14 protein-coding genes are annotated in these 15,323 nt (G+C 63.1%); 5 read left to right on the top strand and 9 right to left on the bottom strand.

The features are described 5' to 3' along the window. Nucleotides 1-56 precede the first annotated feature (56 nt). Nucleotides 57-995: a UbiA family prenyltransferase gene (locus ACEWFR_RS00545; protein WP_374059604.1), complete on the top strand. Its 939-nt coding sequence runs from the start codon at nt 57-59 to the stop codon at nt 993-995. Nucleotides 996-1,289: 294 nt separating this feature from the next. On the opposite strand, the gene ACEWFR_RS00540 is transcribed toward ACEWFR_RS00545, so the two are convergent. Continuing rightward, entirely contained in the window at nt 1,290-1,538 is a 249-nt protein-coding gene (locus ACEWFR_RS00540; RefSeq protein WP_374059217.1) for a HalOD1 output domain-containing protein, read from the bottom strand. A 56-nt stretch (nt 1,539-1,594) separates the two neighbouring features. Beyond that, nucleotides 1,595-2,263 (bottom strand): helix-turn-helix domain-containing protein, encoded by a 669-nt coding sequence (locus ACEWFR_RS00535; RefSeq protein ID WP_374059216.1) that lies wholly within the window; start codon nt 2,261-2,263, stop codon nt 1,595-1,597. A 350-nt stretch (nt 2,264-2,613) separates the two neighbouring features. Here ACEWFR_RS00535 and ACEWFR_RS00530 point away from each other — a divergent pair, with 350 nt between their 5' ends. The 3 genes from ACEWFR_RS00530 to ACEWFR_RS00520 all read left to right on the top strand — a co-directional run bounded on the left by ACEWFR_RS00530 (nt 2,614) and on the right by ACEWFR_RS00520 (nt 5,184). Continuing rightward, on the top strand, nt 2,614-3,474 hold the full coding sequence (locus tag ACEWFR_RS00530) for a sugar phosphate isomerase/epimerase family protein (RefSeq protein ID WP_374059215.1): 861 nt from the start codon (nt 2,614-2,616) through the stop codon (nt 3,472-3,474). A 168-nt stretch (nt 3,475-3,642) separates the two neighbouring features. After that, nucleotides 3,643-4,380, top strand: coding sequence for a fumarylacetoacetate hydrolase family protein (locus ACEWFR_RS00525; RefSeq protein ID WP_374059214.1), 738 nt, complete (start codon nt 3,643-3,645; stop codon nt 4,378-4,380). A gap of 99 nt (nt 4,381-4,479) precedes the next feature. After that, nucleotides 4,480-5,184: an MBL fold metallo-hydrolase gene (locus ACEWFR_RS00520; protein WP_374059213.1), complete on the top strand. Its 705-nt coding sequence runs from the start codon at nt 4,480-4,482 to the stop codon at nt 5,182-5,184. A gap of 23 nt (nt 5,185-5,207) precedes the next feature. Here the strand turns inward: ACEWFR_RS00520 and ACEWFR_RS00515 are convergent, their stop codons facing one another. From ACEWFR_RS00515 to ACEWFR_RS00500, 4 genes are all read right to left on the bottom strand, one after another. Continuing rightward, nucleotides 5,208-5,513, bottom strand: a complete 306-nt coding sequence (locus tag ACEWFR_RS00515) for a hypothetical protein (RefSeq protein WP_374059212.1) — start codon at nt 5,511-5,513, stop codon at nt 5,208-5,210. 154 nt (nt 5,514-5,667) lie between these two features. Further along, nucleotides 5,668-6,759 (bottom strand): DNA topoisomerase IV subunit A, encoded by a 1,092-nt coding sequence (locus tag ACEWFR_RS00510; protein ID WP_374059211.1) that lies wholly within the window; start codon nt 6,757-6,759, stop codon nt 5,668-5,670. Between the two features lie 49 nt (nt 6,760-6,808). After that, the gene (locus tag ACEWFR_RS00505; RefSeq protein ID WP_374059210.1) at nt 6,809-9,286 is read right to left on the bottom strand and encodes a DNA topoisomerase VI subunit B; all 2,478 of its coding nucleotides are present in this window, start codon (nt 9,284-9,286) and stop codon (nt 6,809-6,811) included. A 121-nt stretch (nt 9,287-9,407) separates the two neighbouring features. Further along, nucleotides 9,408-9,764, bottom strand: a complete 357-nt coding sequence (locus ACEWFR_RS00500; RefSeq protein WP_374059209.1) for a hypothetical protein — start codon at nt 9,762-9,764, stop codon at nt 9,408-9,410. A 299-nt stretch (nt 9,765-10,063) separates the two neighbouring features. Here ACEWFR_RS00500 and ACEWFR_RS00495 point away from each other — a divergent pair, with 299 nt between their 5' ends. Beyond that, nucleotides 10,064-11,314, top strand: coding sequence for an RNA-guided endonuclease InsQ/TnpB family protein (locus ACEWFR_RS00495; RefSeq protein WP_374059208.1), 1,251 nt, complete (start codon nt 10,064-10,066; stop codon nt 11,312-11,314). A 76-nt stretch (nt 11,315-11,390) separates the two neighbouring features. On the opposite strand, the gene ACEWFR_RS00490 is transcribed toward ACEWFR_RS00495, so the two are convergent. From ACEWFR_RS00490 to ACEWFR_RS00480, 3 genes are all read right to left on the bottom strand, one after another. After that, entirely contained in the window at nt 11,391-12,857 is a 1,467-nt protein-coding gene (locus tag ACEWFR_RS00490; RefSeq protein ID WP_374059207.1) for a dihydrolipoyl dehydrogenase, read from the bottom strand. 125 nt (nt 12,858-12,982) lie between these two features. Then, complete coding sequence (locus tag ACEWFR_RS00485; RefSeq protein WP_374059206.1) at nt 12,983-13,987, bottom strand: two pore domain potassium channel family protein; 1,005 nt, start codon at nt 13,985-13,987, stop codon at nt 12,983-12,985. After that, nucleotides 13,984-15,243, bottom strand: a complete 1,260-nt coding sequence (locus tag ACEWFR_RS00480) for a hypothetical protein (protein WP_374059205.1) — start codon at nt 15,241-15,243, stop codon at nt 13,984-13,986. Before ACEWFR_RS00480 ends, ACEWFR_RS00485 begins: the two co-directional genes overlap by 4 nt. Nucleotides 15,244-15,323: the final 80 nt, after the last annotated feature.

Genomic DNA, 15,323 nt, shown 5'->3' with positions numbered 1-15,323 from the left:
CGGAGGCGGAGTCGAACGCAGACGCGGGGTCGGACGCAGACACGGAGTCGGACACAATCGACGGTGAGAGCGAAACCGAACCCGAACGCAGCCTCCGGACGACCCTCGGCGCGGTGGGTGAACTGGTCCGCGTGCCGAACCTCTTCACCGCGCCGCCGGACGTGATCCTCGGGGCCGCACTGGTGGGCGTTGCCGGCTCCGATTTCCTCCCAGCCACTGTCGCCGGACTCGCGATCGGTTCCGTCTGCCTCTACGCCGGGGGAACGACGCTCAACGACGCGTTCGACGCGCCCGTTGACGCGCAGGACCGACCCGAACGCCCGATTCCTTCGGGTCGCGTGTCCCGACGCGTCGCGTTCGGACTCGGAATCGCGCTGCTGCTTGTCGCCGTCGGAATCGCGTTCGTCGTCGCCGGCGGCCCCGCTGCCGTCGTCGCCGGACTGGTCGCCGTCGCGGTCGTCGCCTACGACGGCCTCCTGAAGGGATCCGCCGCCGGCTTCCTCGCGATGGGTGCGACGCGCGGGCTGAACGTCGTGCTGGGTACGACCGCGGCCGGGAGCGCGGTGCTCGAGTCCCACCTCCGACTGCTCGCCGTTCCCGCGGTGGTCACCGGTTACATCGCCGCCGTCACGTTCATGGCGACTCGAGAGACCGAGGGCGCCAATCGGGGTGCCGTCGCGGTCGCCGCTGTGGGTGCCGTTGCAGCGGTGCTCGCCGTCGGCTGGTTCCTCGTGAGTCGGAGTCCGACCGCGCTCGAGGCGGTAGTCGCGACCGCGTTCGCCGCCGCCTTCTGCTGGTGGGTCGGGCGTCCCCTGCGAGCCGCCTCCGCCGATCCGGTACCGAGTACTGTCGGCCCGGCGGTCGGCGCGTGCGTCCTCGGACTCGTGTTACTCGACGCGGCCTTCGCCGCTGCGGCCGGGGTTCGCTGGGGACTCGCTGCCGGCGTCTTTCTCGTTCCGGCGGCGGGGCTCTCGCACGTCTTCGACGTGACGTGACGTGACTACCCGCGTCTAGTAGCTCGCGCTGGAACGCTACGCCGGGCGGTGGGTGCGGCGAACTGCGGGGCCCGAACGAAGTGACGGCCTCGGTACTGTGAGCGGGGACCGCGAGGGGAACGGGAAACGAAGTGACCCGTGAACGGGTCGTCGGCGTGAGCGGCCGCGAACAGACGAAGTATACGAACGGTTCGGAAAGCGCGTCGCTCCTTCCGGTGGATGACGGAGAACGCGCGACCGTCCGAATCGCTCGGCAAACGGCTCCGTTTCGGTGCGGAAGTCGAAGCTGCCGAATCAGCACTCTCCGTGCAGTGGTTCCACCTCCACCTCACTCCCTCGTACTGTCACCTCGAAACCCGCGTACGGGAATGAGACTTGGCCACTCGTTTCGGAGCTATCGAACAGCGTATTCAATGCGTCCGGATCCACCGCTTCGTACAGCGGCGGGAGGTCCAGCGGGTCACTGTCGGTCGCTTCTGCCACGGCTTCGATTACCGCGTTCGTCGGTGTTTTGATGCTGTTCTCAGCCAGGATCGCTTTCATCACCTGCTAGTTGGACGTTGCTATCCGTATCTCACCGGCTTCACCCTCTTCGGAGTTTATATAGTCCCCCCGCGAGCGACCGTGTGGAGAAGCAGCGCTTGCTGTCCACGCCGAAAACGAGTCGACAGAGCGGATGTCGAGATGCCGATTTCCTCGGCGACCTCAGCCATCGTCGTCTCTCGCGGCACGTTGAAATAGCCCATTTCAAGGGCCGTAAGAAGGGCCTTCCGTTGCCCGGTCGTAATACCGTATCGGCTTTCGAAGCCGCCGTCGTTCGTCACCGGTTTCTCTTCGTAGAGGTTGAGTAGTTCGAACCGCCGATTCCGTTCCAGACAGGCCTCTCGCAAACGAACGACCGCGTCGCGCGACGGAAATCGAGCTACGAGTTCCTCGGTTTCAGCCGTCGCGGTAAGACGGATAATCGTTATATCGTGTTCGACGGAAACCGAATGGACCGTTTGGTGTCGGCCATCGTCTGACAACGTCAGCTGATACAACCGTTTCTCTGGCAGTTTCGTCAGACAAGCGTAGCTGTCAATCGTCGGATCTTCGGCGAGTCCGCGTTCGTATTTTTCGAAGTCGTCGCCCGTCGCCCATACGATTATTTTCCACAACCCACCGCGTGTCGAACGGATATCTTCAAAAAGAAGCTCCATAGCAGGAACGCGTTCCAGAGCGTCTTGTCCCGGCGGGGGACCCACTTCTGCTCTCCCTATAAGAGCCATCAACATTCGGCTGCGTTCTCTTTGCGGATATACCTTTACCAACCCGACTAGAAAATTGATAGTGCGTTGGAATTAGAGTTCTGACGCACATAAATCTGATACCAGACGAACTGACTGCGCGGGTTAGCATGGTCTCCTCGGTTCGTGAGATAGTTATGGGAAACTGATCATTTCCCTCAGTCGGACGATCACACCTATCCGATCGGCTGTTCGAGTGTGAGGTGCGTACCTCCGATCGATTCATCGATGACTCACGTGTACTCACCAGAACGCACGGGCAGATAGTATCCGTCGTTCGAGTGTGACGGGCCAACGAATTAGTGCCTCTCCGGTGTACGAGCCCCAGATCGATGGTCGAACTCGCTTTCTCGACGAACGCGTACACGCGTCACTCGCTCCCTGAAGCCGTCCGCCGGATCGCCGACCACGGCTACGCCGGCGTCGAACTGCTCGGCGACGACCCCCACGCCTACTTCCCCAATTTCGAGGACGCCGATCGAGACGCCCTGCTCGAGGCCCTCTCGAACACCGACCTCGCCGTCTCGAATATCAACGCGAACACGGCGATGGGCTACTACGACGACGCGCCGCCGTCGGCCTTTTTTGAGCCGAGCGTGATCCGTGCGGACGACGAGGCCCGCGAGTGGCGCGTCGAGTACACGAAACGAGCGATCGATCTCGCCGAAACAGTCGGCTCGCCGGCGGTCTGTCTGGCGACAGGTCGCCCGCTGCCGGGAACGACACCTGGGGAAGCTCGCGACTACCTCCGCGAGTCGCTCCACGAAATCCTCGACTACGCCGAGGCCCGCGATATCGAGGTCGGCATCGAGTTCGAACCCGAACTGCTGATCGAGAACACCGACGAGGTATTCGAGGTGATCGACGAGGTAGGTCGGGACTCGCTGGGTGTCAACCTCGATGTCGGCCACGCGGCCGTCTACGGCGAGGACGTGGCCGAAAGCATCCGCGCCAGCGCCGGCTCCATCACGGGCGTCCACCTCGAGGACATCGTCGGCGGCCGCCGCGGAAAGCACTATCATCGAATCCCCGGCGAGGGAAACCTCGACTTTCAGGCGATATTCGACGCTCTCGAGGACATCGGCTACGACGGGTTCGCCACGCTCGAGCTGTACACCTATCCCGACGAACCCGACCGCGCGGCGCGGGAGGCGTTCGAGGCGCTCGAGGAGTACGTGTATAGTAGCCACTGAAACGAATTACACACTGATCGCACAGCTGTCGTGCGATCAGGTGTGCAATGACTTTCAGTGGCTACTATACTATAGCGTCCCCACCTGTCGGGCCCACCCACGAGATCGAACACCCCCGAACGAGCCGCCTTCTCAATCCTTTTTATCCCTTGCGACCATCCACCGACTATGAAATACGTCCGATTCCGCGACCCGGCCGGCGCGGTTCGCCACGGCGAGTACGAGAACGGAACCGTTCACTTCGCGAACGAGAGCTACGCGCTCGAGAGCGACGAGATCGATGTCCTGCCGCCGTCGGAACCCTCGAAGGTCGTCTGTATCGGGAAGAACTATGCCGACCACGCGGCGGAACTCGACTCCGAGGTGCCCGACCGACCGATGCTCTTCTTGAAGCCGCCGAACGCGCTCGCGGCTCACGGTGACACCGTCACCCTGCCCGCGGGCAAGGAGCGAATCGACCACGAGGCGGAACTCGGCGTCGTGATCGGCGAGCAGTGTCGCCACGTCCCCGAAGCCGACGCGATGGACGTCGTCGAGGGCTTCACCTGCGTCAACGACCTCTCGAACCGCGACGACCAGCGACAGGAACAGAACTGGATCCGCGGCAAGGCCTTCGACGGTGCCGCGCCGATGGGGCCCGTGCTCGCGACCCCCGACGACGTTCCCGCGGACGCCGCCGTCCGAACTCGCGTCAACGGCGAAACAAAGCAGGACGGCTCCCGCGAGCAACTCATCTTTTCGATCCCCGAACTGATCGCCGAGATAACGACCTATCTCACCCTCGAGCCCGGCGACGTGATCGCGACCGGCACGCCCGAGGGCGTCGGCCCGCTCTCCGACGGCGACGAGATCGAGATCGAAGTCGAGGGCGTCGGCACGCTCGAGCACTCGGTCCGCATTCCCTGATCGGCGCGCCGTTCTCGACCCGTTGTCGATCCGCTTCTCGACCCGGTCCGAGTCGGCCGGAATGGAACGCTTTTCGGCCCGCTCGAGAAACGGTCCCGTATGACCGTCCGATTCGACGCGGTGACCGTCGACTGGTTCGGCCTCGCGACCGTCCGACTCGAGGGCCAAACCGGTGCCGTCGTCTATCTCGATCCCGGTCCGGAGGAGTACGACGTGCTGGACGATCTCGAGCCTCGCGACGGCGACCTGATTCTCGTCTCCCACGACCACCACTACGATCCCGACTCGATTCGGCGCGTCGCCAGCGATGACGCGCTCGTCGTCGTTCACGAGTCGATCGACGCGAGCGAGATCGATCGTATCGACGAGCAACCGGAAGCGCTCCCGTTCGAGGTCGAACGCGTCGCCGCCGACGAGTCGTTCGTTCTCGGGCCACTTGACCTGTTCACGACGCCGGCGTACAACGATCCGGACGGTCCGCACACCGACGAAAACGGGACGCCGTACCATCCCGAAGGGCAGGGCTGTGGCTTCGGCGTCACCGTCGACGGCGTCACCGCGTTCTGGCCAGGCGATACCGATGTCCTTCCGGTTCACGAGGACGTTCCGGTCGATCTCCTGCTTCCGCCGATCGGCGGCACGTTCACGATGGATCGACGCGAGGCGGCGGCGCTGGCCGACCGACTCGAGCCGGACCTCGTGCTCCCGGTTCACTACGATACCTTCGCGGCGATCGAAATCGACGCAGACGCCTTCGTCGTCGATGTCGCACACCGCGGCGTTCCGGTCGTCCTCGACGAGTGAGGGGAGTGGCTCGGCGCTGGCGCTTAGACGCCGACGCGTGACCAGGCGAACACCGCGATGACGACGAGTACCAGCACGCCGAACGCGATCCACTGCCCGAAATTGGTGTCGGCGATCGGTGCGAAGACGTCGACGAGGCCGGTTCCCTGGAGGAGCCCCAGTGCCAGGACGAGGACGGCCATGATCGAAATCAGACCGATCGTGACCCCCTCTTTCATCATCCACGCGGTCTCGTCGGCCTCCTGCGCACCGGAGGTCGTCGGCTCGTCTATCGCCTCCTCGTCCGGATCGCTGTGCATCGGCCGTTCGCTGTCTTTGTCGTCCGCCATATCACTGATTCTAGACGGTGACAGGCCGTGCGGACGGGAACCGGTTGCACCTGCAGACACAGGCCGTCACCGAAATTCCGTTTCAGAAACCGTCGAAAAGCAACGTCAAACGATGTCGCGAGCCGAACTCCGAGACACGGCGGTTCGAAGCGCCCTAGAGGACGCCCATATCGCCCAACCGCTCGGGCAGATACGTATCCGTCACGAAGTCTAGCCCGTGAGACGCCAGCGATTGCTGTTCGGACTTCTTCCCGATATCGAGTTGCAGTTCGATCTGTTCCGTCCAGTAATCGGTCTGGAAGCGCGGGTCCTCGAGTTCGCTCTCGAGAGCGTTGATGTCCGAATCCGAAAGTGGGTCGGTCGGCAGTTCGTATTCGACGATGTCGCTGGGCTGGATGCCGATGAAGTCAGCCTCGGGGGTCGCGAGGTACTCCGAGAGGTGAGCGGACTTGATCGAGCCGTAGGCGACGGAGCCGTAGATGCGGTACGACCAGGGGTCGCCGTCAGTGAACACCACGACGGGGAGGCCGAGTTCGTCGTGGAAGCGCTTCGTCAGTCGACGCGTAGCGCGCGCAGGCTGGCCCCCGAGGTGGACGACGATGGCATCGTACTCCTCGTCGAAGCCGTTCTCGACGAGTCGGTCGCGCATGCCACCGGTCTCCACGCAGAGGACGAAATCGGCATCGTGGTCGAGGAACTCGATCGTGTCGGGGTTGTTCGGGATCTGGTACCCGCCTTGCCCCACGTCGAGTTGACAGTGGATATCGCGGTCGCCGCGGTTCGTTTGCTCCCGGATGTGGAGCGGCCCCATCACCTTCGCTCCCGACTCCTCGGGGCGCATGTGGAAGTCCTCCCGGGTGACTCCCGAGACGATCTCTAAGTCCTCGATCATGCCGTTCGACTCATCCTGACTCGTGAACTGGGCCTCGTCGTTGTCCCAGCTCTCCGAGAGGTAGTAGAGTTCACGCAGGGTCGACGAGCGATCCTGCTCGAGTTGATCCGAGAGGAACTCGATGGTGTAGATCGCCTTCAGGAGTTTGCGAGCGCCGCGGACGGAGTTCGCAGACCGGGTCGATTCGCGGTCGCCGTAGACCCAGACCGACATCTCCTCGTCGTACTCGATGTTGTTCTTCGTCCGCGTCGGCACGGACATATGGGGGATCTCGCCCAGTTCGAACTGGTCGTAGAACTGCGCCGCGAGATCGATCAACTGCTCTCGTGCCTGCTCGTTGTCGTTCGTGCTCATGATTTCACCGTGATTTCGCTTCGCTCAGTACGAGCCATCATTCGCACGCTCATGATGACACCGTCAGTTTCTCGCTCTCGACGCCTTTGACGTCCAGATCGAACGTCGCGTCCTCGGGCACCTCATACTCGAGTGCCGCTTCGTCGTCGCTCGAGACCTCGGGTTCCCACTTGACGAACCACTCGCCGTCCATCTCGACGACGGTTGCACCGTCGGAGAGGTTCGTCGGCTCGACCGAGACGATGTCGGTGACCTCCAGCGACTCGTTCGTGCTCGAGTTGTTCTCGACGACGACGGAGACGGCCGTTCCGTCACCGTTTTCTTCGACCTTGCGCTCGACGAGGACGTTGTTCATGATGCGAGCGATCGCGTCGTCGATATCGGGCGGGTCGCGCTCGGTGACTTCGGCGACCTTCTCGGCCATCTCCGGGAGGATCTTTCCGAGGACGTTCTGTTTCTTCCGACGCTTTTCCATCGAGCGGCGCTTGTTGAGGAAGCTCTTGAGATCCCGGGCCGCTTCCCGAATGGCGAGTTCGATCTCGTCCTCGATTTCGGGAACGTTCGCGACGGCGTCTTTCGATTCGCTGGTGAAGGGGACGTTCGTCGAGGCGACGTGGACCATGATCACGACCGGCCCGTTGGGCAGGCCGGAGCCGCCGGGCTGGTCGAGCCCGTAGTTGCGCCAACCGATCGATTTGACGACATCCGTCATCGCACAGGCACCGCGCTGATAGACCAGCGGGACCCGGTTTGCAAAGCGCATGACTTGACCGGTCCCTTCGGCCGGGAGTTCGCCGCCGTAAGCGATCCCCGCTTCGACGATGAACGGATCCCCGCCGGAGACGCCGGCGTCGCGCGTCGCGGACGAATAAAACTCGGCGTCGAACTCCTTCTCGAGGCCGGCGGTGATGAGATCCTCTGAGATGGGCGCGAGACACCGCGTCGGCGGCGCCATGATGTCGGTCGCGCGCATCGCATCGACGAGGTTGCTGGTGGCGTCGCGGTCGCCGTTGAGTTCGCGAACCAGCGGCGGATCGTCCGGGACGGTCGCCATGACGCTCCAGATGGCATCGATGACGTTCTCGCGCGCCGTCTCGCCGAAGGAGACATCGTCGTACTCCTCGGTGAGATCCGCGGCTCGATCGATGTGCGCTCGGAGTCGCTTGTGAGTGAGCCGGTGGTGGGCGTTCTCCTCCGCGTGTTCGTCCTCGAACTTGGCCGCGAGTCGGTCGGCGAAGGCGTGGATCACCTCGTCGTCCTTGCGGGTGCTCGTCGCCTCGTCCGCGAGGTCGTACAGATCGGCAACCAGCCGCGACTCGCCGTCAGGTCCGGTCCCGTCCTCGCCGTCTGCTTGCGTCTCACCGTCCGCTTCGACGGCGTCGATCAGCTCGAGCCAGACGGCCTCGACGGCGTTCTCGCGGACGGTGTCGCCGAACGTCGTTCCGTGATCGTCCTCGACCGCGTCGGCGGCCGATTCGACGGCCGCGACCAGTTCGTAGTGAGCGATCCGCTCGGAATCGGAGACTGCATCGACGATCGTCTCGGCGAACGAAACCGTCGCGTCGTGGCCCTTGTTCGCGGTCGCGTCCTCGACCGCGGTGCGGAGGTCGATGGGTTCGTGGCTCGCCGGCGGTCGCCAGCGCATCTCGCGGCCGTAGTGGCGATCCCGGAACTCGTCGATGACCGACTCCGCGGTCTTCTTCCCGACGCGGGTGAACTCCTCCTGGAGGAATCCCGAGACCGTCTGGGAGTCCGTCGCCGTCAGCATCTTCATCACGGTGCCGAGCTCAACCCCGTGGGGGTGCGGGCGGATCTCCTCGGTCTCCTCGGGAAGCTGGTCGGTCGCCCGCTCGAACTTGAAGTGTTCCTGTGGTTCGCGCAGCTCGAGGCGGGCGTGGGGATTGACGACCGCCGTGTGCTTGATGTAGTCGTGGAGCTGCTGGCGGGCGCGCATGTTCGCCTCCATCTCGAGTTCGATGCGCGTTCCGTGGGGCCGATCCCAGGTGGTCGTCCCCTCAACGCTGATTTCGGGCTCGTTCTCGTCGGTATCGATGATGAGCTCGAAGTACTCGGCCTCGCTCGAGCCCTGGGTTCGGCTGGTGATCTTCGCGGGCTTCCCGCTCGTCAGCTGGGCGTAGAGAACGGCGGCAGAGATTCCGATCCCCTGCTGACCGCGGGACTGTTCGCGTGCGTGAAAGCGAGAGCCATAGAGGAGCTTCCCGAAAACCTTCGGGAGCGTTTCTTTCGTGAGTCCCGGTCCGTTGTCCTCGACGATCAGGCGGTAGTAGTCACCGGCTTCCTGAATCTCGACGTAGATATCCGGGAGAATGCCCGACTCTTCGGCGGCGTCTAAGGCGTTGTCGACGGCCTCCTTGACGGCCGTGACGAGGCCTCGAGCACCGCTGTCGAAGCCGAGCATGTGCTTGTTCTTCTCGAAGAACTCGGCGATGGAGATCGACTGCTGGCTTTCAGCCAGCTCCTCGGCGATCCCCGCCTCGTCACCGAGTGTCGACTGTAACGACGTCATCGTCTTCCCTTACTAACGGGGAGGCTAAAAGGTGTGTGCTACCGGAGTGAAAGTGAACCCGCCCCCGCGTTCAATGTCAGGTAAACCCGCGTACGCCGGTCCGCCAACCGTCTACCCCTGATCAGAACGTGATGATCTCGTAGTCGTCGTCGACCAGCGAGCGGATGCTCGGGTGACCGTCATTGTCGTCGATGGTAACGACGCCGGCGTCGTCGACCGCTTCGGCGACACCGAACGCGCCGGAACAGTAGTCGCAGGCTGCGGCCTCGTCGCTGACGGATTGATAGAGATCGTGGTAGTCGTGGTCCTCGTCTTCCAGTTCCGGGATCCACTGCGTCCCGGCACCATCGAAGATGAGTTCGAGGTCGTCGTCGGGGTTCTCGGAGAACTCCTTCGCTGCCTCGAGTCCATTGACGAGACGGCCGAGGTCGCTGTGAGATTCGGTACCTGCCAGAATGATAACCGCTGCGTTCGTCATGACAGGCAGTACTCGGTCTCGGGTTCACAAAAGGGGAATGCGGTCGTGTGCAACGAACGCAAATCCGCCGGCTATGAAATCACAGTCGAACGAACGGCCGCGTGGATCGGAACCATCGATCGGGTCTCGATCCGCTGAGGGCTGTGTTCAGCATAATTCGAGGTGGAGCCTCCGACCTCAATGAGCGAGTGAAGCGAGCGAGTAGGTCGGAGAGGAAACCGACAATGGACGACGCAACCGCACGACGGTAGCCACCCGACCCCCAAGCATATAAGTACCGTCAGACAGTAATCTGAAATATGGAGGTTCGTCGAACCGCGCCGGTCAAACTCATTGTTCCCGATGAGCGCCGCAACGACCTCCACGAATCCGCCCGTCAGTTCCTCCACTGTGCGAACCGCGCCGCCGAGTTTTGTTGGTCCAACGTCTCTTACACAGAGTGCATCACGGCCAACACAACCGCACGGGACGCGCTCTACGACGAACTCCGCGAGGAAACCGATCTCACCGCGAACCTCGTTCAGGAAGCCATTCGACGCGCCGTCCAAGCCGTCAAGGGATGCGTCGAACGGTGGAAGGACGGGAAACGAGTGAGCCAGCCGGAGTTCACGTCATGGAGTATCCTCTTTGACAAGCGGAGCGCGACCTTTTACCGCGACCGCGTGTCCCTCTCAACCGTCAACGGGCGCGTCGAGTGTGACTTTGAACTTCCCTCGGACAGCCCCACACCATACGAACGGTACGTGCTGTCCGAGGAGTTTGAGTTCCGGGCGAGCACACTGCAGTACGATAAGACAACTGACGAGTTCTACTTCCACATCACGACTCGGAAGCACGATTCGGACGATGGCGAGTCCGAGGTTTCGGAAGATACTGAGCACCAAACAGTCCTTGGTATCGACCTCGGCGTCAACAGCCTTGCAGTCGCTTCGACCGGGCGCTTCTGGCAGGGAGACGACTACGACCATTGGTGCCGTGAGTTCGAGAAGCGACGCGGTGATCTGCAACAGCGTGGGACGCAAGCTGCGCACAACGCGCTTGTTCGCCTCGGCAAGCGCGAAGACGCGTGGCGAAAGCAGTACATCCACACGGTCGCCAACGAAATCGTCACCGAAGCCGTCGAGAACGGGTGCGACGTGATCGTGCTCGAGGACTTAACGGACATCCGCGAGCGGCTTCCACAGGCGAAGTGGCACCACTTATGGGCGTTCCGTCGCCTGTTCGAGTATGTCGAGTACAAGGCCGCCGAACGCGGCGTCGCGGCGAAGCAGGTTGCGCCGAACCACACGTCCCAACGCTGTTCTCGGACAGACTGTGGGTTCACGCACGAAGCGAACCGTGACGGCGAACACTTCGAGTGCCAGAAGTGCGGCTACGAGGTGAATGCGGACTACAACGCAGCGAAGAATATCGGGCTTCGGTACGCCCGGAAGCGGAAACACAGACTCCGTTCCTCGCCCACGTCGGGGAGCGGAGACGCACCAGTAGACGTGCGTGTGAATGGTGGGATGTTGAACGGCGAGAGTCACCGGCCTATTGCCGGAGACTGATTGCCGGGAGTCCACATCAAAGCCCTCCCCTCAACGAGCGAACCCCCTATGGGGTAAGCGAAGTAGGGTGGGTAGTTTACTGACTCTGACCGTGATCGTGGTCGTGACCGTAGCCGTGGCCGTGTTCGTGCCCACCACCCCGAGTGAATTGCCCGGAGAACGCGCGCTGAACGACCTCGGAGAGCGCGGGGTGAATGTGTACCGACTCCCTGATGTCCTGTATCGTTCCGGAGCCAGCCGTCATTGCCACGACGACCTCCTGGATCAGGTTCGAAGCCTCGGGACCGATGATGTGACAGCCGAGAATCTCTCCCTCGAGGTCGATGATCGGCTTGACGAAGCCCTCCGCTTTCATCGCGCTCCCGCGAGCCGTCTCCTCGTACCGGTAGGTTCGCTTCGCGTACTCCTGATCGCTCACACGAAGTTCCTGTTCGGTCAATCCGACGCCGGCGACCTCGGGCGAGGCGAAGACGGCGAAGGGCATGGCGGAGTAATCGACCGGCTCGAGTTCGTCGCCGAACAGATTGCGCGCGACTGCCCGCGCCTCGTGATTCGCGTTGTGTTTCAGCAGGTACTCGCCGACGATGTCGCCAAGCGCCCAGACGCCGTCGGCGGTCGTCCGCAGGTACTCGTCGGTCTCGACGAACCCAGCCTCGTCTGTTTCGATACCGGCGGCTTCGGGGTTCAGCGTATCGGTGTTCGGAACCCGACCGGCCGCGACGAGCAGTTCGTCGCCGGTGACTGAGACCGGCTCCTCCGAGTTCGCATCGCCGCCATCGCCGTACGTGTAGGGGCGTGCCTCGACGGTGATCGAACCGTCCGCCTCCGAGACGTCGGTGGCCTCGTAGCCGGTGTACACGTCGAACCGGTCGGCGTAGCGTTCGGTGAATGCTGTGGCCACTTCTTCGTCGGCATCCGGAAGCAGGTTCGGCCGACGGCCAACGATCGACACGTCGCTCCCGAACGTGCCGAAGAACTGGGCCAGTTCCGCGGCGATGTAGCCGCCACCGACGATGACGAGGTGCTCCGGCGGCGTTTCCAACTGGAGTGCCTCGGTACTGGTGAGGGAGTCGACGGTCTCGATGCCGTCGATCGGTGGAATCGCTGGGCGCGTACCCGCCGCCACGAGGACGGTGTCCGCGCGAATGCGTTCGCCGTCGTGATCTCCGCCCGAGAGCTCGAGCGTTCGGTCGTCGACGAACTGACCCTCCGCTTCGTACAGCTCGTGGCGGTCGGACGAACTGAGACCACGCTGGATCGAGTCCGAACTGCCGTGAACGTCCTCGTTGACTTCGCGGACGATGTCGGCAAACTGGACATCGGTTACCGTGGCGTCGATCTTGAACTCGTCTGCGTGCTCGATCGTCTCCATGACGTTGGCGTGGTACAGCAGCATCTTCGACGGGATACAGCCGCGATTGAGGCAGGTGCCGCCGAGTCGCCCCTTCTCGACGACCGCGACCGACTGTCCCTGGTTCGCTGCGGCGTTCGCCACGTCGAGGCCGGAGCCGGAGCCGATGACGAGAAAGTCGTACTCCTCCATACCGGGTGAGTGGTCGCCGAACACAATGAATCTCGGCCCTGCTCAGATGCACGACTGGCAGTCAGTCCCGGCGCACCCGCACGGTGGGTCGCGGGTGCGCCGGGACGCAGTTACGGCAGCCCGTCTCACTCCTCGAGCGGCGGCCACTCCCACGCGTCGGCTTCGACCACGGCAAGCAGGCGACGGCGGCGATCGGTCACCTCCGCGAGGGCCTCGGCGAACTCCTCGTCCGAGACGGTCGGAATGTCGTCCTCCTGGAGCCGACCGAGATCCGGCGCGCGTGGGACAGCCGGCTCGGGTTCGATAAACGATTCGTCGAGCGTCTCGAGGTAACTCTGTGCGCTCGAGCGACCGGTTGCGATGATCGCCGGATCGAGGCTTTGCTCGTCCGGAATCCCGTACTGAAAGAGCATGAGCGCTTCATCGAGGATGGGAACGGCGACGGCGGCGGCTTGCTCGCCGTCTTCGCTGTGATAGTAGTGGAGGATCGGATAGGATTTGTGCTGTTCGGCGAGCAGGCTCAGCTCCGACGCGAGGGACTCGACGGTCAGCTCGAGGCCCTGGAAGTCCTCGCCGGTCCAGCCCGTTCGAACGAGCGCTTCGCTTCGGTCTCCCAGTCCTGTGACGGTGCTGGCGAAGGAACGTTTGTCGGAGACGGCCCCAAGGACGGTAAGTACGTACGAAACGCCGAGCGTGACGAATGCCATGCCGGAAGCCGTCGTAAACGCGCTGGCAACCTCCCAGACGTTACCGCCGTACACCGGGGTGTAGTCGCCATTACCGTCGGTGAACATCGTATAGGCGACGTAGTAGAACCGCCCCCACCAGTCGGCGGGGCCGCCGGTGCGAGAGTTCACCACGGCGATCGACTCGCTCGCGAAGATGAGCGTCCAGCCGATCCAGATGAGCCCGATCCACATCGCGAGCGTAAAAGTGAGGATTATCGGTCCGGCAAGGCTGAGGGCTCTGTTGTGATCCCGCGTTACGATCCGGAGACCGCGCCAGATAACCGTCGTCAGTCGGCCGGAGATCGGACCGGAGCCCCCGTCGACCCAGAGGGTCGTCCACAGGATGTCCACGATCGCACCGACGAGGATGACGATGCCAGCGACGAGGAAGACGGGATTCATTTCACGACTGCACGCTCCTCAACGACCGCTGCCAGCACCTGTGCGATTTCGGCGTTCGTTTCGGGACTGTAGTGGCCGCCCTCCCCGCGTTCGACGTACAGCGACTCGACGTCGCCGTCGTCGGGCGAGAGGTGCGTGGCCATGTCGATCGTCGTCAGTTCATCGTACTTCTCATCGAGTCGATCCATCAAGTCGCCGTAGATCGGGCCGTGTTCGGACTCGTATTTCGCGTACCGGAGCTGCTGAACCATCACGAAGGTCGGCTCGAACTCCTGCTCGTCCGCGTAGTCGACGAACTCCTCGATGAGCGCGTCGAACAGGTCCTCGTGGGTGTCGAACAGTCGCTCGTGATACCGCACCCGAGGCCGCTCCAACCGCAGCGCCGACTGGGTCTGGGCCAGGTCGAAGTCGATACCCGGAACCGACCGGCCGAGGCGGCGCTCGAGTTCCTTCCCGGCCGTGTAGCCGGCGTACCGGAGGTGCTCGTTCTTCTCGAGGAAGTCCGCGGTGTACGGTCGCGTCGCGAAGTGCGGTCGGAACCAGTGCTTATAGTGGAAGTCGTACTCCCGGAGGAAGTCGGCCTTCGACTCGAGGTCGAGCAGCTCCTCCTTCTCGTCGACGGGACTCTCGACGCGCTCGAGGTCGCCGTCCTCGAGGACGTATCGGGGTTTGACCGCGAGAATGTTGCCGAACTCCTGATAGTGTTTCCAGACGCTGAGGATGCGGGCGATCGATGAGGCGGTGACGACCATGAAGACGTGGTCGGTCGGGTCGTCGGGATACTGGCGTTTGAGCCGCATGAGCGCCTGATCGATCCCGTAGTTTCCCCCGCCGTAGTTGGCGACGTGGGTGTCGAGTTCCTGTGCGAGATAGTTCTGAAAGGTCTCGTCGTTGTCTACCTCCCGGCAGAAACAGTAGGAGTCGCCGTAGGTCGAGACCGTGCGGTCGGCGTCGGGGTCGCGCTCTTTCGCGGGGCACACCCGACTCGCGTACTCGTCGGTCGAGTACGTCACGACGCTGCGGAGCTCCTCGCCCGGGAGGTGATCCCCCGTGTCCTTCTGTTTCTCCCGGTTTGGCTGTGGGACCCATCCAAGTTCGGGGTCGAAACTGCTGAACTTCCCCAGTAACTCTCGATCGATCTCGGGGAATTCCTCGGTGGCCACCGAGGGGATCCGTTCGAGCGCTCGGTACGACACGACCTCGAGTACAACCACGCCACCGATGACAGCGAGTGCTATCGCGACGAGCGGAAGCATCGGATCACCGTACCAGAACGGGGGATAAGTGGATTTTGCCGGAATGTGCCACAGTCACCGAAACCGACGGCGACGCGACC

The organism is Natrinema sp. H-ect4 (assembly GCF_041894845.1).
Lineage (GTDB): Archaea > Halobacteriota > Halobacteria > Halobacteriales > Natrialbaceae > Natrinema.
Note: the sequence above shows the minus strand (reverse complement) of the source record. Positions and strands in the feature narration are given on the sequence as shown.